A 19940-nucleotide genomic window follows, 5' to 3' on the forward strand; every position below is an offset into this window, starting at 1 on the left:
CCGGAGCCACGATGACCAGCACCACGACCGCCGAGCCGGAGGTCTCCACCGCGTCGCCCGACGCGCCCTCGGGCGCCGGCGACCCCGGCGCCGCGGCACCGGAACCGCGACGCGGGCGCCGGTGGGGTGGATCCGCCGCCCTGCGGACGCGAGCCGCCTCCGTGGGGCGAGCGGTCGCTGAGGGTGCAGCACTGGTGCGGGCCCGCAGCGCGCCGGTGCTGGGCGTCGTCTCGCCGCTCGGCTGGTGCGTCCTCGCCCTGACCGTCGCGGCCTGGTGGGCCGGTCTCGCCCTGCGCTGGCAGGAGTGGGCCGTCGTCGCCGTCACCGTGACGGTGGCCTTGCTGGGCGCGGTGGTCTTCGTGCTCGGCCGCCTCCGGTACGACGTGACGCTCGACGTGGCCTCGCGCCGCGTCGTCGTCGGCGACCGGGCGGTGGGCCGGCTGGTCGTGCGCAACGGCTCGGCCCGGCCCATGCTGCCCGCGGTCATGGAGCTGCAGGTCGGCCGTGGCATCGCGACGTTCCCCGTGCCGCGGCTGCGCCCCGACGCGGAGCACGAGGAGATCTTCGCCGTGCCCACGCAGCGGCGCGCCGTCATCCCGCTGGGCCCCGTGCGCTCGGTGCGGGCCGACCCGCTCGGGCTGCTGCGCCGCGAGCTGGTCTGGACGGAGCCGGAAGAGCTGTTCGTCCATCCCCGCACGATGCCGCTGTCCGGCTCGTCGACCGGTCTGCTGCACGACCTCGAGGGCCGCGTCACCCCCGACATCTCCGACTCGGACGTGTCGTTCCACGCCCTGCGCGACTACGTGCCCGGGGACGACCGCCGGCACATCCACTGGAAGTCGACCGCGCGCACGGGCCAGCTCATGGTCCGCCAGTTCGAGGAGACCCGGCGGTCGCGCCTGGCGGTCATCCTGTCCACCCGCGCGGAGGACTACGCCGACCCCGACGAGTTCGAGCTCGCGGTCTCGGTGTGCGGCTCCCTGGGTCTCCAGGCCATCCGGGAGGACGGCGGCCTGACCGTGCTGGTGCAGCGTGGCCGCGTGCGCGGCGACCACCGCACGCGCCTGCTGGACGACCTCACCCGTCTCGAGCTCGCCGCCGGCCGCACCAGCCTGGCCGAGGTCGCCCGCGTCGCCTCGAGGACGTCGACCGACGCCTCCGTCGTCGCGGTCGTGGTGGGCAGCACGGTGACGCCCACCGACCTGCGGGCGGCGGCCGTCCGGTTGCCGGTGGACGCCCGGCTCGTCGCGCTGCGCTGCGCGCCCGGCAGCACGGTGAGCCGCGGCCGGGTCGCGGACATGCAGGTGCTGACGCTCGGCGAGCTCTCCGACCTCCCCCTCGCGCTGCGGAGGATGCATGACTGACGAGCGGACCGGGCCCGAGGAGGGCACCGGCAGCACCGGGGGGACGTCGCGCACGCAGGCGCGCGCCGCCACGACCCGGGCCCGTGGCCACGACGGCGCGCGACCGCGCGCGCTGACCGCCGCGGGCGCCGTCGACGGCGTCGCCCTGGCGGCGATGCTCGCCGTGGTCGCGCTGGGGTTCGGGCCCGCCTGGGGGACCGACGGCTACCTCCTGCCCGCGCTCGGTGGTGCCGGCGTCGGGCTGATCGTCGCGTGGGTCGCCGCCTGGCAGCGCTGGCCGGTCGTCCTCACGGCGCTCGCCACGGTGCTGGCGTACTTCCTGCTGGGCGGGGCCCTCGCGCTCCCGGGGAGCACGGTGGCCGGCGTCGTGCCGACCCCTGCCACCTGGCAGGAGCTGGCGCTCGGCGCCGTGCAGGGGTGGAAGGAGTTCGTCACCTCCGTGCCGCCGCTGTCGTCCTTCCCCGAGCTCGCCGTCGTGCCGTTCCTCCTGATGCTCCTCGCCGGGGTCCTGGCCGGGACGATCGCCTGGCGGGCGAGCCACGCGGCGTGGGCGGTCCTCCCCGTGGTCGTGGCGCTGGCCGGTGTGGCCCTGCTCGGCACGATCCTGCCCGCCTACCCCCTGGTGCAGGGGCTGGTCGTCGCCGTGGTCGGTCTGCTGTGGGCCTCGTGGCGTGCCGCGGAGAGCCGCATGGGCGCCAACCGGCTGCTGTCGGACGCGAGCCGGAGCGCGACGCGGCGTCTGCGCGCCCAGCGGCTCCGGGGAGGGGCGGCGATGCTCGTGCTGGGCGGCGTCGCCGCGGTCCTCGTCGCACCCCAGATCTCCGCCGGTGAGCGAACTGCCCTGCGCGAGATCATCACGCCGCCGCTGGACCTGCACCAGTACACGAGCCCGTTGGTCGGGTTCCGCAGCTACACCAAGGAGCTGGCCGACACGGCGCTGTTCACGGTGGACGGGATGCCGGAAGGCGGCCGGGTGCGGCTCGCGACCCTCGACACGTACGCGGGCACCGTCTACGACGTGTCCAGCGGGGGCGAGGCCGGGGTGTTCAGCCGGGCGGGCGAGGTCATCGACACCGTCGCCGACGGCGAGCGGGTCCCCGTCGACGTCACGGTCACGGGCTACTCGGGCGTCTGGCTCCCGGACCTGGGCGAGCTGGCCGGCATCGAGTTCTCCGGCGAGCGGGCCGAGGAGCTGTCCGCCTCGACCTACTACAACGGCACGTCCGGGACGGCGCTGGTCACCGCGGGGCTGCGCCCGGGCGACTCCTACCGGCTCGACGCCGTCGTCACCCCTGTTCCGTCCGAGGACTCGCTCGCCTCGACGCCGATCGTGGACACCGACCTGCCCGACCCCCGGGACGTCGCCGACGCGGTGCCCGCCAAGGCCCAGCAGTTCGCCGCGGACGCGACCGAGCCGTTCGAGCGGCTGACGAACATCCGCGACGCCCTCGTGGCGACGGGCGTCTACTCGAACGGGCTGGAGAACCAGCCGGCCTCGCGCCCCGGGCACTCCGCGGCGCGCATCGACGAGCTGCTCGCCAAGGACGAGATGGTCGGCGACGACGAGCAGTTCGCGACGGCGCTCGCCCTCATGGCGCGCAGCGCCGGCATCCCGGCGCGCGTGGTGATGGGCTTCTACCCGGACGAGAAGACGTGGACGCCCGGCACGCCGTACGTCGTGACCGGCGCGGACGTGCACGCCTGGGTGGAGGTGCCGTTCGAGGGCCACGGCTGGGTCCCGTTCGACGTGATCCCCGACGAGGACAACAAGGTCGAGCCCCTGCCGCGCTCGCGTCAGGTGCCCAAGCCGCCGGTCCTGGAGGCTCCCGAGTCGCCGGAGGAACCGCCGCGGGCCGACGCCGGCGACGTCGAGGACGACGACAACGACGAGGAGGACTCCGAGGGCGTCGACTGGCGCGCGGTCGCCGCCGTCGTCGTGACCGTGGCGATCCCGCTCGCGATCCTCGTGCTGCCGCTGCTGCTCGTGCTGGCGTACAAGGCGCGCCGGCGAGGTCGGCGCCGGTCGGCCCCCGTGCTCGTCGACCGTGTGAGCGGCGGCTGGCGCGAGGTGCTCGACGTCGCGACGGACCTCGGTGCCGGGGTCCCGCCCGCGGCGACGCGGCGGGAGGGGGCCGTGCTGCTCGCCGAGCGCGTCCCGTCCGGCGCCGCGGCCACCACGGGGCTCGCCCACCGCGCCGACCACGTCGTCTTCGGTGCCCAGACACCGACGGACGACGACGTCGACCGGTACTGGGCCGAGGTCGACGCGCTGGTGCACGAGATGCAGCACGCGGTGCCCTGGCGTCGTCGGGTCGCGGGGCGATTCTCCCTCCGCTCGGTACGGGGAGCGGACGCCCCGCCGCTGCGGACCGTCCTGCTGCGAGGCCTGGCGGCCGGCCCGCGGGCGGTCGGACGTGCGGCCGCGGCAGGAGTCCGTTCGGTGCGTGACAGGATGGCCCGCGCGCGCCGGCAGAAGGCACGAGCGCAGCAGCGGGAGGATCGATGACGACGACGTGCACCGCCTGCGGGGCGGCCGAGCAGAGCGGAGCGTTCTGCACGGTGTGCGGGACACCGACCGTGGCGACCCCGCACCGGGCGCCCGGCGCCATGAGCACACGGCTCGAGGCGACGACGGAGCCGGAGCTGCGGGAGAGCACCCGCCACGGCGTGGCGGGCATGCTTCGTGCGGGCGCGGCCGCGCACGCCGGCCCGCCGCTGGCCGGGGTGGGCCGGCGAGCCGGCGCCTACGTGCTCGACGTGACGGCGGTCTCGCTGGTCGCCGGTGTCGTCGCCGTGCTCGTGGCGCTGGCGACGGGCGTGCCGGACCGTTACGCCGCGCTCGGCGCCGCGACGACGGCGCTGGGGCTCGAGGCGGCGACGAGCGAGCTGCTGGCCGCCCTCGGCGTGGTGTACGGGGTCGTCGGTCTGGTCGGTCTCCTCGGCTGGGTCGGCCTCGCGCTGGCCGACGGCCTGACCGGCCGGACCCCCGGCAACGCCCTCCTGGGTGTCCGCACCGTCGCGGTCGACGGGGAGGGCCCCCTCGGCGTCGGTCGCGGCCTGCTGCGCTGGCTCGTCCTGGCACTGTGCGGCGTGCTGCCCCTGGTCGGCACGGTGCTGGTGCTCGTCTCGCCCACCTTCGACGGGAGCGGTCGGCGCCAGGGCTGGCACGACAAGGCCGCCCGTGCGCTGGTGCGGGACGTCCGCGGTGTCCCGCCGCGCAGCTTCGCCCCGGCGACGGCGGCCCCGGCCTCGGAGAGCGCGTCCGCCACCGCTCCGCCGCCGGCCGACCGGCCCGCCGAGCCCTCGCCGACCTCGGCAGCGTCGGCTGCTCCCCGGGGAGCCGTGGGGACCGACCCGTGGTCCTTCCCGGCCGCCGCGCAGCGAGACCTGTCGGGCGGGGTCATCACCGGCGTCCCCGGCGTGTCGCCGACACCTGAGCCGGCACCGCAGCCAGCACCGCAGCAGACGCCGGCGGAGCAGTCACCGGCCCCGGCCCCGGCCCCGGCCCCGGCGCCGGCCCCAGGACCGGCGCCGCACCCGGCGGACGCGGTCGGTCCCGTCGACGCCCCGCTCGACGACGACCTCGAGGCCACCCGGTTCAGCGTCTCGTCGCGGCGCAGCGAGGGATCCGCGACGGTGCCGCCGCGCATGGTCGTGGAGATCGGGCCGGACCGGCGGGTGCACGTGACCACGCGGGCGCTCGTGGGCAGGAACCCGCAGCAGGACGCCGGTCCCGCCGCCACGCTGCTGCGCGTGGAGGACGCCACGCGCTCGGTGTCCAAGACGCACCTGGAGCTGGTCCCGACGACGGACGGGCTGCGGGTCACGGACCTCGCGAGCACCAACGGCAGCGCCGCGATCGCCCCGGACGGGTCGGTGCGCGAGCTCGTCGCCGGCGAGCCCGTGACCGTCACCGCGGGCTGGGTCGTCCAGGCGGGCGAGCGCCGTCTGACGGTGATCGGGTCGGACGGCGGGGCATGAGCGACCTGGCGAGCATCGGGTTGCTGTGGGGCGCCGCGACGCACCGCGGTGCCCGGCGTCGGCTCAACGAGGACTCGTACCTCGCGGGCGGCTCGGTGTTCTTCGTGGCCGACGGCATGGGTGGGCACGAGGCCGGAGAGGTGGCGAGCGCGGCGGCCGTCGAGGCGCTGCGGCCGCTCGTCACCGCGGAGGTCGTGGGGGTCGACGACGTGCGCTGCCGCGTGCGGACCGCCCACGACGCCGTGCGCCGCATCGAGACGGCGCCCGGCCGGGGCGCGGGCACCACCCTGACGGGGGTGGCCCTCACGGCCCAGGGCGGGGAGCCCTACTGGCTGGTCGTCAACCTCGGCGACTCGCGGACCTACCGGTTGGCCGACGGCGAGCTGGAGCAGGTCAGCGTGGACCACTCCGAGGTGCAGGAGCTCGTCGACGCCGGCAGCATCACGCGCGTCGAGGCGCAGACCCACCCGCGCCGGCACGTCGTCACCCGCGCGCTGGGCGCGCCCGAGATCCCGGACGCGGACTTCTGGTTCCTGCCCGTGCACGCCGGGGACCGGCTCCTGGTGTGCTCGGACGGGCTGACCGGCGAGCTCTCCGACGCCCGGATCGCCCTGGTCCTCCTCGTGGAGGCGGACCCGCAGGCTGCGGCCGACAGGCTGGTGCGCGAGGCGCTGGAGGCGGGTGGCCGGGATAACATCACGGTCGTCGTGGTCGACGCGAGCGGGCTGACGGAGGCCCTGGAGAGCACTGCCCCGCGGGACGGGCACGCCGACCACCAGGACGAAGAGGACACGGTGCCCCGGCGGTCGCCGTGGAGAGGGGCACTGACGTGACGGCACGCTACGTGATCGGCCCGGCGTACGCCGTCGTGCGCGGCGGCACCGTGGTGGTGCTCCCCGAGAAGGTGACGCCCGAGCTGGTGGCCGAGCTGTGGGGCGTCCTGGAGCACGGGGGCGGCGTCGTGCCCGTGCTCGAGGTGCTCACCGGCGCCTTCGGTGCGAGCCTGGCCTCCTTGCCGCCGTTCGCCCTCGCCGTGGCGGACGGCCGGCGGGTGCAGGTCGCGGCCCGCGGCGCGGCCTCGGTGACGGTGGCCCGGGCGGACGGCCGTGACCACGTCTCCGGTGACGGCGTGACCACGTGGGCCGAGCGCACGTTCGACGACGTCGTCGACCTCGCGGTGCAGGTGGGTACCACCGAGCCCGACGCCGACCTGGTGGACGTCCGGGCGCTGCCGCTGACCTCCGGGGTGGTCCTCGTCGCGTCGGTGGGCGTCCGGCTCACGCAGGACGCCGTGGCGGCGGCGGCCCCGCGCCGGGCGGAGCCGGCACCCGACCCGTGGGAGCTCGACGACGTCGACCCTGTCCCGGTCACCGATGCCCCGGTCGTCCCGGCCGCAGCCCCGGCCCCGGTCGCCCCGGCCCCGGTCGCCGCAGTCGCCTCAGATGCCTCGGACGCCACGATCGTGCCGGAGGCCACCTTCGCGCCGGTCGGTTTCGCCCCGGGAGCGGGCGCCGAGCCCGAGCCCGTGCCGGAGTCCGATGACACCGGCTCGAGCCCTGCCGAGGAACCCTCGGCCGGGGAACCTCCGGTGGAGGAGACGACGGGCTTCGGGCACCTGTGGGGCTCCACCGTCATGCGTGGCGTGGAGGCCGCAGCCGTCCGCCCCCCTGAGGAGGACGACGAGGACGAGGACGGTCCGGAGGACGCGGCGTCGCCCTCGCCGGGCACCGCCGAGCCGAGCACCGTCGGGACTGGCACCACCGAGACCGGCACCGCCGAGCCGAGCACCGCCGAGCCGAGCACCGCCGAGCCGAGCACCGCCGAGGACGGCAGGCCGGCACCCGAGGACGAGATCGACGGCAGCACCGTGATGTCCTCGGCCATCGCCGATCTCCGGGCGGTCGCCGGCGAGACCCTCGCCGACCCGGTGACCTCGGCCGACCCCGCCGTCGAGCACGTCGTGGCTGCCGGCGTACCGGACCCGGCCGTGCTGCCCGGTCCGTCGTTCGCGTCCGCGCCGCTGCCCGGGCGTCCCGCGATCCTGGCCCGCTCGTGCGGCGCGGGCCACCCCAACCCGCCGCAACGGGACCACTGCGCCACCTGCGGACAGGCCCTCGTGGGCGAGGCGCGGCAGGTGCCTCGGCCCTCGCTGGGCGTCATGGCCGTGTCCGGCGGACCTCGGGTGGCCCTGGACCGGCCGGTCGTGGTCGGACGCCGGCCCCGCTCGCCGCGCGCCGCGAGCGACGACCTGCCCCGGCTCGTGACCGTCCCCAGCCCGCAGCAGGACATCTCCCGGTCCCATCTGGAGGTGCGGCTCGAGGGCTGGCACGTGCTGATCAGCGACATGAGCACCACCAACGGCACCACCCTCCTGCGGTCCGGGCAGCCACCGCTGCGCCTGCACCCCGGCGAGCCGGTCCTGGTCGTCGCGAGCGACGTCGTCGACCTCGGCGACGGGGTCACGCTGACGTTCGAAGGGATCCTCTGAGTGAGCAGCAAGCGCCCGCCCTCCCCGCCGCCCGAGATCGACGGCTTCGACTACGTCTCCCTCATCGGGTCCGGCGGGTTCTCCGACGTCTTCCTCTACCAGCAGCGGCGTCCGCGCCGCCGGGTGGCGATGAAGGTCCTCCTGCACGAGTGGACCGGGGAGGGGCAGCGCGAGGCGTTCGACGCCGAGGCCGACCTCATGGCGACGCTGTCGACGCACCCGTCCATCGTCACGATGTACGAGGCCGACGTCGCGGCGGACGGCCGGCCCTTCCTCGCCATGGAGTACTGCTCGCGGCCCAACCTGGGGGCGCGCTACCGCAGCGAGCGGCTGAGCGTGCCGGACGTGCTGCGGATCGCCGTGCAGATCTCCGGCGCGGTGGAGACGGCGCACCGCGCCGGCATCCTGCACCGCGACATCAAGCCGGCGAACATCCTCGTGACCGAGTACGGGCACCCGGCCCTGACGGACTTCGGCATCTCGTCGACCCTCGACGACGCCGGGCGCGCCGAGGGCATGTCCATCCCGTGGTCGCCGCCGGAGTCGTTCGCGGACCCGCCCGGCACCGGCGTCGGCACGGACGTTTGGGGGCTGGCCGCCACGACCTACTCGCTGCTCGCGTCCCGCACCCCGTTCGAGGTGCCCGGCGGCCCCAACTCCAGCGCGGACCTGGTGGCCCGGATCGAGTCGGCGCCCGTGCGCCCCACCGGACGCACGGACGTGCCGGCCTCCCTGGAGCGGGTGCTCGGCACGGCCATGTCCAAGAGCCCGGGGTCGCGCTACCCGACGGCGCTCGCGTTCGCGCGCGCCCTGCAGGCCGTGCAGACGGAGCTGTCCTTCGCGGTCACCCCGATCGACCTGCTCGACGACCGCGGGGTCGTGCACGAGAACGCCGGCGGGGACGACGCCGACGGCTCGGCGGACGAGGACGACGTCGGCACCCGCCTGCGCGAGGTCGTCTCGGTCGACCCGCGGGGACCGGCCGCGGGCGTCCCGGCGTCGGGGGCTCGCTCGGGATCCTCTCCGGCCTCCCCGGCGACGGCGGCGAGCGCCGGGTCGCCCGCCGTCCACCGCGCAACACCGGGCGGCGCCGAGCTCGCCGACGACTTCGGCGACACCGTCCACCGGTCCATGGCGACGGCGTCGACCCCGGTCCCGGCTCCGGCACCGTCGGACGGGGCACCGTCGGGTCCGGGGGAGCGATCCGGTACGGGGCGCCGCGGGGTCGTGGCGGCCCTGGTGGTCGCGGGCCTCGTGGCCGTGGCGGCCGTCGTCGGTCTCGTCGTCGCGCTCCAGCCGGACGCGTCCGCCGAGGACGACGCGGTGCCGGAGACGGCCGCGACCGAGGCCGTCGACGAGCCCGGTGGTCCCGCCGACAACCTGGGGGGCCTCGTGCCCGGCGTCACCGAGCTGGAGGGCACGGTGGACGGTGACGAGGTGGTGTTCACGTGGACCAACCCCGAGCCGCAGGACGGCGACGTCTACGGCTGGCGCGTGCCCGAGATCGGCGCGGAGACCCGCTACCAGTCGACCGAGGAGACCGAGGTGCGGGTGCCGCGGGTCAAGGGCGGCCAGACGTGCGTCGAGGTGGTCATCAACCGGTCGGGCGCCATGTCGGTGCAGTCGCAGCTGGAGTGCGTCGATGACTGAGCTGGCCGTGGAGTTCGCCGGGGAGTGGTTCCGGCCCGACCCGCAGAGCGCGTTCGAGATCGGTCGCGAGGGTGACATCGAGCTGGACGACAACCCCTACCTGCACCGGCGCTTCCTGCGGATCACCCACACCGGTGGCCTGTGGTGGCTCGGCAACGTCGGGGCGCGGTTGTCGGTGACGGTCTGCGACGCCGCGGGCGGCGTGCAGTCGTGGCTCTCCCCGGGCAACTCCCTGCCCATCGTCTTCCCGTCCACCTCGATCGTCTTCACGGCGGGCCCCACCACCTACGAGCTGCTGGCACGCCTGGAACCCGCCCCGTACGCGGAGATCCGCACCGAGGAGCCCGACGGCGGCGCCACCACCATCGGGATGATCCCCTTCACCACGAGCCAGCGGCAGCTCGTCGTGGCGCTCTGCGAGCCGATGCTGCGGCGGGACGGCACCGGGCTGTCCGAGATCCCGTCGTCGGTGGACGCCGCCGCCCGGCTCGGCTGGACCACGACGCGCTTCAACCGCAAGCTCGACAACGTGTGCGAGAAGCTGGACCGGGTCGGCGTCAAGGGGCTGCGCGGCGGCGCCGGCAACGGGCTGGCCACGAACCGGCGTGCGCGGCTCGTCGAGTACGCGGTGGCCTCCCGCCTCGTGAGCGCCGACGACCTGCCGCTGCTGGACGTCGGGGCGGAGGACGAATGACTCAGCGACGCCGTGCCCGCCCGACGTGGTGGCAGCTCGCCCTCGTCGTCGCGGTGGGTGCCGCCGCGATCGCCTTCGTCGTCATGCTGACCGCCGGGGTCCTCGCCGACGGAGCCGGCACCGGCCGCCCCGCGGACTTCTACCGTGCGCTGGGCCGTGAGCTGACGGACGCGACCAACTGGACGGTCGTCGCGGTCAGCGCCCTGGTCGGCGCGGTCGTGACCGCCGTGGCCGCGCTGCTGACCCGGCGCCCCTGACGCCCTGACCACCCCCGAGACCCGAGGAGAACGATGCGCGTCAAGGTGACGCTCCGGCGCCCCGACACCACGCACGACGATGTCGTCATCACCGCCGACGCGGGCGCGACCATCGGCGAGGTGGCGTCGACCGTGGCCCGGGTCGATCCGGCCGGTGCGCGGGTCGCCGCGTCCGGTGCCCCCGGCGGCACGGACGGCCGGCCCCGCACCCTGGAGGCCCGCCTGCCGGGTCAGGACCGGCCGATGCGCCTGCCCGCCGACGCCGCGCTGGGCGAGGCGTGGATCGGCTCCGGGGCGGAGGTCGCCGTCGTCGACCTGGACCGGCCGGGCTTCGACTACCCGGGTGCGCGCGACGTGCGGGCCTCCCTCGGGTTCGCCGACGGCAGCAGCATCGACCTGCCGGAGGGCAGCTGGGTGCTCGGGCGCGCGGCCGACTGCGACGTCGTCCTGAGCGACCCGCTGGTGTCCAAGCGCCACCTGCGCCTCGACGTCAGCGACGTCGTCGACGTGGTCGACCTCGGGTCGGCCAACGGCGTGCTGGTCGACGGCGACCACGTGCAGCGCCTGCGGGTCGAGGGCAGCCAGCGCGTCGTCGTGGGCGACACGACGATGACGATCGAGCGGCGCCAGCCGCGCACGGTGACCGGGGTCGCGCCGAAGGCCGGGCCGGTGCCCTTCACCCGCTCGCCGCGCGTCGAGGCGCGGTACAAGGGCGAGGAGTTCGAGTCGCCCGAGGTGCCGAAGGAGGCGGAGCCGCGCGACTTCCCATGGCTCGCGATGCTCGCGCCGATGCTCATGGGCGGTGCCATGTACATCGCCACGCAGCGGCTCCTCTCGCTGGTGTTCATCGCGCTGACGCCGATGATGCTGATCGGCAACTACCTCACCCGGGGTCGTCAGGAGCGCCGGCGCCGGGAGCGCGACATCGCCCGCTTCGAGGAGCGGCTGGAAGGCCTGCGCGACGCGCTGGCCGCCGAGGAGGAGACGGAGCGCTCCGTGCGGCTGCGCGAGGCCCCCGCGACGCCGCACGTGTTCGCCGAGGCGATGCGCCACGGTCCGATGCTCTGGACGCGCCGTCCCGAGCACTGGAGCTTTCTCAACGTCCGGTTCGGCATCGGGACGATGCCGTCGCGCAACACCGTCAAGGAGGCCTCGAAGGGCGCCCTGCTCAAGGAGTACCAGGACCGCCTGGACGCCGTGGTCGACCGCTACGAGAACGTCGCGGGCGTCCCGGTGGTGGAGAACCTGTACGACGCCGGTGCGCTCGGCTTCGCCGGTCCGCCCGCCCGCGTGGCGGGCAGCCTCAACGCGGCGCTGATGCAGCTCACCGGGCTGCACTCGCCGTCCGAGCTGGTGGTCACGGCCGTCGTCAGCCCGGTGTGGACCCGGTCCCTGCAGTGGCTCACGTGGATCCCGCACACGTCGTCGCCGCAGAGCCCGGTCGAGGGCCATCACCTCGCCGACTCGGCGAGCGGCGCGGCGCGCCTCGTCGCCGAGCTGGAAGAGCTCGTCACCACCCGTCTCAAGGCTCGACGGGGCGCCCAGCGCCGTGGCGCGATCGACGACGGCGAGGCCGCGCTCGAGCGTGGCGCCGACGTCGGCGAGAAGACGGTCGAGGCGGGGACGAAGTCGCCGGTGCCCGCGGTGGTGGTGGTCATCAGCGACGACATCGACGTCGAGCGTGCCCGGCTCGTGCAGCTCGCCGAGAACGGGCCGGACGCCGGCGTGTTCCCCCTGTGGATCTCGGCCGACGCCGCCGCGATGCCGGCGGCCTGCCGCACGTTCGTCGACCTGGGCGAGGACGGGCCGCGCGTGGGGATGGTGCGGCTCGGCCGGTGGGTCGACGACGTGGAGCTGGAGGAGGTGGACCCCACCACCGCCCTCGAGTACGGCCGGCGCCTGGCGCCGGTGTTCGACGCCGGCGCCATCGTGGAGGACTCGTCCGACCTGCCGCGCTCGGTCACCCTGCCCGGGCTGCTCGGTCACGACCTGTTCGAGGACCCGGGTGCCGTGGTCGAGCGCTGGCGGCAGAACCTGTCGATGTACGACCGCACGCAGGCGCTGCCCCGCAAGCGGGCAGGCTCGCTGCGGGCGATCGTCGGCTCGGCCGGGCTCGACCCGCAGCACCTGGACCTGCGCACCCAGGGTCCCCACGCCCTCGTGGGCGGCACCACCGGTGCGGGCAAGTCGGAGTTCCTCCAGGCGTGGGTGCTCGCGATGGCCGCCGAGTACAGCCCGGACCGGGTCACGTTCCTCTTCGTGGACTACAAGGGCGGGTCGGCGTTCGCCGACTGCGTGCAGCTGCCGCACTGCGTCGGCCTCGTCACCGACCTCAGCCAGCACCTGGTCCTGCGCGCGCTCACGTCGCTGCGGGCGGAGCTGCACCACCGCGAGCACCTCTTCAACCGCAAGAAGGTCAAGGACCTGCTCGAGCTGGAGAAGCGGGGCGACCCCGAGACGCCGCCGGCGCTCGTCATCGTCATCGACGAGTTCGCCGCGCTCGTGGGCGACGTGCCCGAGTTCGTCGACGGCGTCGTCGACGTCGCCCAGCGCGGCCGGTCGCTCGGCATCCACCTCATCATGGCCACGCAGCGGCCGGCCGGCGTCATCAAGGACAACCTGCGCGCGAACACGAACCTGCGGGTGGCCCTGCGGATGGCCGACGAGTCGGACTCCAGCGACGTCGTCGACATCAAGGACGCCGCGCACATCGATCCGGCGATCCCGGGGCGCGGCGTCGTGAAGACCGGCCCCGGCCGCTTGCAGGCGTTCCAGTCCGGCTACGCCGGTGCCTGGAGCACGCGGGAGCCGGAGCGGGCGGCGATCGAGGTGGCGGGGCTGCACTTCGGCCGGGAGGAGCGCTGGGACGAGCCGGTCGACCCGTCGGCGGGCGTGGACGACGACGTCGACCTCGGCCCCAACGACCAGCAGCGGCTCGTCGCACAGATCACCGCGGCGTTCGGCGCGGCACGGCTGCCGCTGCCGCGGCGGCCGTGGCTCGACTCGATGGCCGACGCCTACGACCTCACCAGGCTGCACCAGCGCACCGACACCGAGCTGCTGATCGGTGTCGCCGACATCCCGGAGCAGCAGGCGCAGCGGCCGGTGTACTTCGAGCCCGACTCCGACGGGCATCTCGGCGTGTACGGCACGGGCGGCGCGGGCAAGAGCACCGCGCTGCGCACGATCGCCGCCGCGGCGGGCATCACCCCGCGCGGCGGACCGGTGCACGTGTACGGGTTGGACTTCGCCGCGGGCGCGCTGCGGATGCTGTCGTCCCTGCCGCACGTGGGCGGGATCGCCAAGGGCGACGACGTGGAGCGGGTGGTCGCCGTCCTGCGGATGCTGCGCGGGGAGCTGCAGCGGCGCGGCGAGGAGTTCGCCGCGGTGTCGGCGTCGAGCATCACGGAGTACCGCCAGCTCACCGGGCGGGCCGACGTGCCGCGCATCCTGCTGCTGGTCGACGGGTTCCCCGGATTCCGGGACGACTTCGAGGTCGGCGCCGGCCGGGCGGAGTGGTTCGACGTGTTCCGCGACATCCTCAACGACGGCCGTGCGCTCGGCATGCACGCGGTGTTCACGGCCGACCGCTCCGGCGCGGTGCCGACCTACGTGCGCTCCATGGTCCAGCGCAACCTGCTGCTGCGGATGACGGACGACGGGTACCTGGCGTTCAACGCGCCCCGCGACGTCATCACGACGGACTCCCCGAACGGGCGTGCGCTGCTCGACGGTCTCGAGGTGCAGGTGGCGGTCATCGGTGGGACGACGTCGGTCTCGGCGCAGGCGGCGGCCACGGAACGGCTCGGCCGGTCCATGCTCGAGGCCGGGGTGCGGCCGGCCCCGCAGGTCCGGGTGCTGCCCACCGAGTACGGGGCGGACGAGCTGCCACCCCGGGTGGACGGGCAGCCGGTCCTGGGCCTGGACGGCATCACGCTGGGACCGGTGGGCTTCGAGCCGGCCGGGACGATGGTGGTGGCCGGACCGCCCGGGTCGGGGCGCAGCAACGCGCTCGTCGCGATCGCGCGGTCGGTCCTGCGGGCGAACCCCGATGCGCGGCTGTACCTGTTCGCGCAGGGGCGGTCGGCGATCGCCGACAAGCTGCCCTGGAAGGAGGTGGTGACCGGGGTCGAGAACGTCAAGGCGCTCGCCACGAACCTGCTCGACGCCGTCCGGGACGACGACGTCGAACCGGGCATCGTCGTCGTCATCGAGGGCATCAACGAGTACCTGCAGTCGCCGGCGGACAAGCCGATCCAGGACCTGACCAAGGCGGTGCGCGGCAGCGACCACCTGCTGGTGGCCGAGGCCGAGACCGCCGGCTGGGGCGCCACCTGGCCGCTGCTCGGCGAGGTCAAGAACGGCCGCCGCGGGCTCCTCCTGCAACCCGAGAACCTCGACGGAGACACGATCCTCAAGACCTCGCTGCCCCGTGCGGCCAAGGGCGAGTTCCCGGTGGGGCGCGGTGCCTGGATCGCGCGCGGGAAGCACACCCGGGTCCAGCTGCCGCTGGTGCTGGACGACTGAGGGTCCCGGCCGATGGGGAGGTCTCCCCATCGACCGTGACGGACCCGCTGGGCTAGCGTGCTGCCTGGCGGCAAGACGCCACGTGGGGGCGAGACGAAGGGGGAGGCGTGGCCGGGTACGACCTGTCGATCGACATGGACCAGCTGACGACGCTCAAGGAAGACCTGAAGGCGATCACCGACGAGCTGGAGAACGCCGACGCGAACGCGCGGTCGGCCGCCGACGCGACGGGGCACGACGGCCTGCGCGACCGCGTCAACGACTTCGCCGACAAGTGGGAGATCAAGCGCGGCGAGATGCTCGAGAACGTCAAGAAGCTGTCGGACATCATCACCCAGATCGCGGACACGTTCACCGAGATCGACACGGAGCTGGCGAAGGCCCTCGAAGAGTCGGCCGGGAAGAAGTAGGGGTTGGCACCACGATGAGTGACACGCAGTGGCAGGAGCTCGACGGCGAGGCGACCGTCGTCGAGGCCAAGGGCCGGACGTACACGGAGCTGGCCGAGGCGATCACGCGCTCGGTCGGCACGCTCCAGCAGATCGTCGACGACACCAGCACGACCGCGAAGTCCATGGAGGCGACCCGCAAGCTCGCGGGGGAGGTGCGCGAGGACATCGAGAAGGCCCGTGACCGCTACTCCTTCACCGGGGAGGCGCTGAGCACCTACGGGGCGGCGTTGCGCGGCGCGAAGAACGAGGCCGACCCGGCAGCGGAGAAGCTGCGGACCCTCCGGTCGGAGCTCGAGGACGCCCGCGCCGTCGCGCGGAACGCGGAGAGCCAGATGGACGACCTCCCCGACAGCGCGAGCCAGGCCGACAAGGACGACGCCACCCGCGCGGCCTCGGGCGCGAACGCCACGGTGTCCGGCCTGGAGCAGGACATCGCCGTCCAGGAGTCGTACTGGAACAGCGGCCACGGCGACAAGAACAGCGCGGCCGGCACGGCGATGTCGAAGATCGAGGAGGTCGTGTCGGGCGACAAGGTCCACGGCCTCGAGGACAGCACCTGGGACAAGGTCAAGAACGTCGCCAAGGGCATCTACAAGGTCTTCAAGGTGATCTGCGACATCGCGGGGATCCTGGCGATCTTCCTCTCCTGGGTCCCGGTCCTGGGCCAGATCCTCATGGTGCTCGCGGCGATCGGCGCGATCCTCTCCATCGTCGAGAACATCGTGAAGTTCGCGCGGGGCGAGATCGGCTTCGGGGCGATGCTGCTCGGCGTGGGCCTCGGGGTGATGGGCCTGTTCGGCGGCAAGGCGATCAGCTCGGTCGCGAAGTACGCGAAGGCCCGCTCGGTCGTCCAGACCGCGTCGCGCATGAGCAACGGGGCGGCGAAGGCGAAGTTCGGCACCGCCGTGCTCAAGAGCTCGCGCAAGACCTTCGCGCTGACCAGGGGCCAGCGCGTCACCGAGGTGCTCAAGTCGCCGTTCGTGCGGACGGCGGGGGACAAGGCCGTCGCCGGGATGGTCCGGAACGGGCTGTACAAGAACGCCTTCACGTCGTGGCGGGGCTCGCAGTTCCCGCTGCCGTACAAGGACGGCGCGGCCCGCTTCGCGATGGGCAACGACGACGTCGTGGACATGATCGGCCACTTCAACCAGACCGGGCTGCGCATCGACAGCGTGACGAGCAGCGCGCAGGCCATCGCGACCGTCGGTGCCGTGTTCAACCAGACGGCGAACCTCGCGAACAACGCGGCCAAGCTCGGGAGCGCGATCGGCGGCGGCGACGGCTGGGGCTCGTACGAGGGCGGCAACTCCCTCGCGACCAGCGGCGCCGGGGGCAGCTGGGGCAAGATCACGGGCCTGCCCGTCAACGTCGACAAGGGCGTGACGGCCGTGCAGGACGTGTTCGGCAACGACGGCTACGTAGCGGGCTCCTGGTGAGCCGGCAGATCGCCGGGTTCGAGCTCCGGCTGCCCGACTCGTGGTGGGCGGTGCCGACCGAGGCGCCGGAGTCGGTCCCGGAGTGGGCGCGGTCGACGGCGGCGGCCCTGGTCGCCGACGTCGGCACCTCGGGCGGTCACGACGTCGCGCCCGACGAGCTCGCGGACGAGATCGCCCGGCAGCTGGAGGACGTGGCCCGCGCGGTCGCGGAGACGGGGATCCCCGGCCTGGTGACGGCGGTGCTCGTCCGTCGCCCCGAGCTCGGCGTCGTGGACGCCATGGTGACCGTCACGGCGCAGCAGGACCTGGCCGCGGACGAGTTCACCGCCGGGCTCGCCGCGGCCGTGGAGGAGTCGGACGAGCACGACTACGCGTTCGCGGGCCGGTTCGACGGCACCGTCGCGGCGGGGGACGTCACCGGGCTGCACGCGATGATCACCCACTTCGGTGAGCTCGGCGAGGACGGCAGCGGCACGCTCGAGGAGCGGGTCGTGCTCGGGGTCTTCCCCGCCGGCTCCCGCGACATGGTCGAGGTGACGGCGGTGGCACGCAGCGTGGGGACGTTCGAGGACATGCCGCAGGAGATGCTCGAGCTGCTCGAGGGGCTCTCGGTGGAGACGGAGACGGCATGACGCAGGGCGCATCCCCGGAGCTGAAGGTTCTCGGCGGTGAGGTGCGGGTGATCGTGCCCGGTACATGGGTCAGCATCCCGCTGGACTCCGCCGAGCGGGCGACGGCGTTCATCAAGAAGCTCGTGCGACGGCAGGTCGGCACCGCGGACCAGCTGGCACGCATGCGCCGCCAGGCGGTCGAGGAGCTCATCGCCACGGCCCGCGAGGCCGTGGGTGCCGGTGTGCACACGTACCTGATGTCGCTGGAGATCGCTCCGGGCGTCCCGTTCCCTGCGGCGCTGCTCATGACGGACGACGAGTGGCCCGCCGCGGCGCTCCCGTTCCTCGCGGAGGGCGACGACGAGGGCGCGCTGCGCGCCGCGTACCCGGACGGCGAGGTCGCGGTGCAGCGCAACGGCCGGCCGGCCGCCCGTGTCGTCGAGATGACGCAGGGCCGCGCCGGTGACGGCGACGAGGCCGTCCAGGTGCTCACGATGCGGCTCGAGTACCACATGCCGCACCCGAAGGATCCGTCCCGGATGCTCTTCGTCCGCGTCAACGTCTCCGACATCCCCTCGGCGGAGCCGTTCGCCGTGCTGTTCGACGAGATCGTGGACTCCATCGAGTTCCTGGACGACGACGAGGGCGACCGCGCGTCCGCCTGACGACGGGCCGCGCGGTCCGCGGAGGTCAGGCTCCTGTGGGTCAGGCCCCGGTGCTGGAGTCGTCCTCCATGCGGGCCACGTTCTGGTTCGTCCGCCGGACCATCGACAGGCCGGCCCAGACGGACACGAGGAGCAGGACCACGACGACCGTGACCCAGCCGCCGACCGCCGCGAAGGCGCTCGGTGCGGCGACGTTGGCGACGACCCCGAGCACGCAGATCACCACGGCAGCGCCGAGAGCGTAGCTCGCCGGCCGCATGGCCTGGCCGGCCCGGGCATCGGTGTCCTTCTTGTTCGCCATCCGTCTGCTCCTGTGTCGAGGCCTGCAGGTCAACATCTTGCGTCGTCCGCCCGCCCGGCGGCTCCTTGGCCGTGGGCGCGGACCTACGCCATCGTGCCACGTGGTGGGACGACGTCGGTGCGTTCCCGTGGTCTAGGGTTCCGGCAGGCGTCGAGGGCGCCACGACCATGGCCCGAGCGTGCGGACGGGGACGAACATGCCGGAGAGCAGCAACGGCGCGGCGGGGACGGCGGCCGTCGGTGGTGCGGAACCACCCGGCCGGGCGGCCCTGGTGCTGCGGCCGCTGGGGTACCTGCTGGTGGGGCTCGTCTGGACGACGATCTGGCTGCTCGCCGTCCTGCTCCTGGTGGGGTCGGTCCCGTACCTGGCCTTCGTCGACTCCGAAGGGCTCGTGGCGGGGGTCGAGGACCGCCTGTCGACGCCGCTCGGAGTCCTCGGGCTGGTGATCGTCGGCCTGCCGGTCCTCGCCCTGGCGATCGGTGCGGGCGGCTGGTACGTCCTGACGGCGTCGTGGCCGCTCGCGGTGCTGTCCTTCACCTATGCGGTGCGTGCGCTGCGGAGCGACTACCGCGGCGAACGGTTGTCGCGCACGTCCACCGCGGTATGGGGCAGCAGCGTGGGCCCACCCACCGTGGGTCGGGTCGCCCTCTCCCTGCAGCCGGTGCGCGCCACCCCGTTCACGGACGCCGTCATGCGGTTCTACGCCGCCGGCTGGAGCGTGGACGGCCGGACCGTCCTGGCGATGCTCCCGGCCGGGTTGGCCTGGCCGGCGGCGATCACCGCCCTGGTCCCGGGGGTGTCCGGCGCCGTGCACCTGGTGGCGGGTCTCCTCGCCGTCGTGCTGCTGGCGACGTCGGCGGTGCTGGGCGTCCGGGCGTTCCGCGCGCGTCTCTCCGGACCGGTGGGGCCCCTGCCGGACGGCGGGGTCGGTGAGCTGACCGCCGAGCAGCGGTCGCGGCGCCTGACGGAGCTGCGCAGGCAGCGTGAGCGCCGGCTCGGCGAGGGCGTGGAGGACGCGGGCTGAGGGGTCGGCATGGGGAGGTCTGCCCATCGACCGTTGCTCGCGGCGGCGGATAGGGTCGTGCTCGACGACGGGCGGCCGGCAAGGGGGCCGGCCGAGGCGACGAACGAGGAGTTTTGTCATGGCGAACATGAACGTGACGTACGACGAGCTGCGGTCCCAGGCGGGGCAGCTGCGCAACGGTCAGCAGCAGATGACCGACATCCTGCACAACCTGCAGACCCAGGTGAACAACCTGGTGTCGTCGGGCTTCGTGACGGACCAGGCCTCGGGGGCGTTCCAGACGTCGTACGAGGAGTTCACGACGGGGACCACGCAGGCCATCGAGGGTCTCGAGGGCATGGCGTCGTTCCTGGAGCAGGCGGCGCAGACGCTGTCGGACGCGGACGCGCAGCTGGCGCAGGGTATCCGCGGCTGACGTCGTTCAGCTCGGTCGGCCCGGTGGGTCGGCTTCTCGAGGGGTGGTCCGGTGCGTCCGGGCCGCCCCTCTGCG

At 74.2% G+C, this 19940-nt stretch carries 16 protein-coding genes; 15 read left to right on the forward strand and 1 reads right to left on the reverse strand.

The window, feature by feature from the left end:
• The first annotated feature begins 11 nt into the window (after positions 1 to 11).
• From BCL65_RS03285 to BCL65_RS03345, 13 genes are all read left to right on the forward strand, one after another.
• Complete coding sequence (locus tag BCL65_RS03285) at positions 12 to 1364, forward strand: DUF58 domain-containing protein (RefSeq protein ID WP_106265047.1); 1353 nt, start codon at positions 12 to 14, stop codon at positions 1362 to 1364.
• Positions 1357 to 3870: a transglutaminase-like domain-containing protein gene (locus tag BCL65_RS03290; RefSeq protein ID WP_106265049.1), complete on the forward strand. Its 2514-nt coding sequence runs from the start codon at positions 1357 to 1359 to the stop codon at positions 3868 to 3870. The genes BCL65_RS03285 and BCL65_RS03290 overlap by 8 nt, the downstream gene beginning before the upstream one ends.
• Positions 3867 to 5345 carry an RDD family protein gene (locus BCL65_RS03295; RefSeq protein WP_106265051.1) on the forward strand — a complete coding sequence of 493 codons (1479 nt, stop codon included), beginning with the start codon at positions 3867 to 3869 and terminating at the stop codon, positions 5343 to 5345. The genes BCL65_RS03290 and BCL65_RS03295 overlap by 4 nt, the downstream gene beginning before the upstream one ends.
• Complete coding sequence (locus tag BCL65_RS03300) at positions 5342 to 6178, forward strand: PP2C family protein-serine/threonine phosphatase (RefSeq protein ID WP_106265053.1); 837 nt, start codon at positions 5342 to 5344, stop codon at positions 6176 to 6178. The genes BCL65_RS03295 and BCL65_RS03300 overlap by 4 nt, the downstream gene beginning before the upstream one ends.
• Positions 6175 to 7833 (forward strand): FHA domain-containing protein, encoded by a 1659-nt coding sequence (locus BCL65_RS03305; RefSeq protein ID WP_106265055.1) that lies wholly within the window; start codon positions 6175 to 6177, stop codon positions 7831 to 7833. The genes BCL65_RS03300 and BCL65_RS03305 overlap by 4 nt, the downstream gene beginning before the upstream one ends.
• On the forward strand, positions 7834 to 9483 hold the full coding sequence (locus BCL65_RS03310; protein ID WP_106265057.1) for a serine/threonine-protein kinase: 1650 nt from the start codon (positions 7834 to 7836) through the stop codon (positions 9481 to 9483).
• The gene (locus tag BCL65_RS03315; RefSeq protein ID WP_106265059.1) at positions 9476 to 10177 is read left to right on the forward strand and encodes a hypothetical protein; all 702 of its coding nucleotides are present in this window, start codon (positions 9476 to 9478) and stop codon (positions 10175 to 10177) included. The genes BCL65_RS03310 and BCL65_RS03315 overlap by 8 nt, the downstream gene beginning before the upstream one ends.
• The gene (locus tag BCL65_RS03320; RefSeq protein WP_106265061.1) at positions 10174 to 10434 is read left to right on the forward strand and encodes a hypothetical protein; all 261 of its coding nucleotides are present in this window, start codon (positions 10174 to 10176) and stop codon (positions 10432 to 10434) included. Before BCL65_RS03315 ends, BCL65_RS03320 begins: the two co-directional genes overlap by 4 nt.
• A 33-nt stretch (positions 10435 to 10467) precedes the next feature.
• Complete coding sequence (locus BCL65_RS03325) at positions 10468 to 14961, forward strand: FtsK/SpoIIIE domain-containing protein (RefSeq protein ID WP_106265063.1); 4494 nt, start codon at positions 10468 to 10470, stop codon at positions 14959 to 14961.
• 107 nt (positions 14962 to 15068) lie between these two features.
• Positions 15069 to 15371, forward strand: coding sequence for a hypothetical protein (locus tag BCL65_RS03330; protein ID WP_106265065.1), 303 nt, complete (start codon positions 15069 to 15071; stop codon positions 15369 to 15371).
• Positions 15372 to 15385: 14 nt separating this feature from the next.
• Entirely contained in the window at positions 15386 to 16849 is a 1464-nt protein-coding gene (locus BCL65_RS03335) for a hypothetical protein (protein ID WP_106265067.1), read from the forward strand.
• Complete coding sequence (locus tag BCL65_RS03340; RefSeq protein WP_106265069.1) at positions 16846 to 17481, forward strand: hypothetical protein; 636 nt, start codon at positions 16846 to 16848, stop codon at positions 17479 to 17481. Before BCL65_RS03335 ends, BCL65_RS03340 begins: the two co-directional genes overlap by 4 nt.
• Entirely contained in the window at positions 17478 to 18125 is a 648-nt protein-coding gene (locus BCL65_RS03345; RefSeq protein WP_106265071.1) for a hypothetical protein, read from the forward strand. The genes BCL65_RS03340 and BCL65_RS03345 overlap by 4 nt, the downstream gene beginning before the upstream one ends.
• A gap of 40 nt (positions 18126 to 18165) precedes the next feature.
• On the opposite strand, the gene BCL65_RS03350 is transcribed toward BCL65_RS03345, so the two are convergent.
• Complete coding sequence (locus tag BCL65_RS03350) at positions 18166 to 18426, reverse strand: hypothetical protein (RefSeq protein WP_106265073.1); 261 nt, start codon at positions 18424 to 18426, stop codon at positions 18166 to 18168.
• A gap of 196 nt (positions 18427 to 18622) precedes the next feature.
• Here BCL65_RS03350 and BCL65_RS03355 point away from each other — a divergent pair, with 196 nt between their 5' ends.
• On the forward strand, positions 18623 to 19450 hold the full coding sequence (locus BCL65_RS03355) for a hypothetical protein (protein ID WP_106265075.1): 828 nt from the start codon (positions 18623 to 18625) through the stop codon (positions 19448 to 19450).
• 118 nt (positions 19451 to 19568) lie between these two features.
• Complete coding sequence (locus BCL65_RS03360) at positions 19569 to 19865, forward strand: WXG100 family type VII secretion target (protein WP_106265076.1); 297 nt, start codon at positions 19569 to 19571, stop codon at positions 19863 to 19865.
• Positions 19866 to 19940 lie beyond the last annotated feature (75 nt).

The sequence above is a fragment of the Isoptericola halotolerans genome, from assembly GCF_003003075.1.
Classification (GTDB): Bacteria; Actinomycetota; Actinomycetes; order Actinomycetales; family Cellulomonadaceae; genus Isoptericola; species Isoptericola halotolerans_A.

Excerpts from the sequence above, each read along its gene's own strand:
- BCL65_RS03285 (WP_106265047.1), top strand. The coding sequence starts at position 12 with ATGACCAGCACCACGACCGCCGAGCCGGAGGTCTCCACCGCGTCGCCC.
- BCL65_RS03290 (WP_106265049.1), top strand. The coding sequence starts at position 1,357 with ATGACTGACGAGCGGACCGGGCCCGAGGAGGGCACCGGCAGCACCGGG.
- BCL65_RS03295 (WP_106265051.1), top strand. The coding sequence starts at position 3,867 with ATGACGACGACGTGCACCGCCTGCGGGGCGGCCGAGCAGAGCGGAGCG.
- BCL65_RS03300 (WP_106265053.1), top strand. The coding sequence starts at position 5,342 with ATGAGCGACCTGGCGAGCATCGGGTTGCTGTGGGGCGCCGCGACGCAC.
- BCL65_RS03315 (WP_106265059.1), top strand. The coding sequence starts at position 9,476 with ATGACTGAGCTGGCCGTGGAGTTCGCCGGGGAGTGGTTCCGGCCCGAC.
- BCL65_RS03320 (WP_106265061.1), top strand. The coding sequence starts at position 10,174 with ATGACTCAGCGACGCCGTGCCCGCCCGACGTGGTGGCAGCTCGCCCTC.
- BCL65_RS03325 (WP_106265063.1), top strand. The coding sequence starts at position 10,468 with ATGCGCGTCAAGGTGACGCTCCGGCGCCCCGACACCACGCACGACGAT.
- BCL65_RS03335 (WP_106265067.1), top strand. The coding sequence starts at position 15,386 with ATGAGTGACACGCAGTGGCAGGAGCTCGACGGCGAGGCGACCGTCGTC.
- BCL65_RS03345 (WP_106265071.1), top strand. The coding sequence starts at position 17,478 with ATGACGCAGGGCGCATCCCCGGAGCTGAAGGTTCTCGGCGGTGAGGTG.
- BCL65_RS03350 (WP_106265073.1), bottom strand. The coding sequence starts at position 18,426 with ATGGCGAACAAGAAGGACACCGATGCCCGGGCCGGCCAGGCCATGCGG.
- BCL65_RS03355 (WP_106265075.1), top strand. The coding sequence starts at position 18,623 with ATGCCGGAGAGCAGCAACGGCGCGGCGGGGACGGCGGCCGTCGGTGGT.
- BCL65_RS03360 (WP_106265076.1), top strand. The coding sequence starts at position 19,569 with ATGGCGAACATGAACGTGACGTACGACGAGCTGCGGTCCCAGGCGGGG.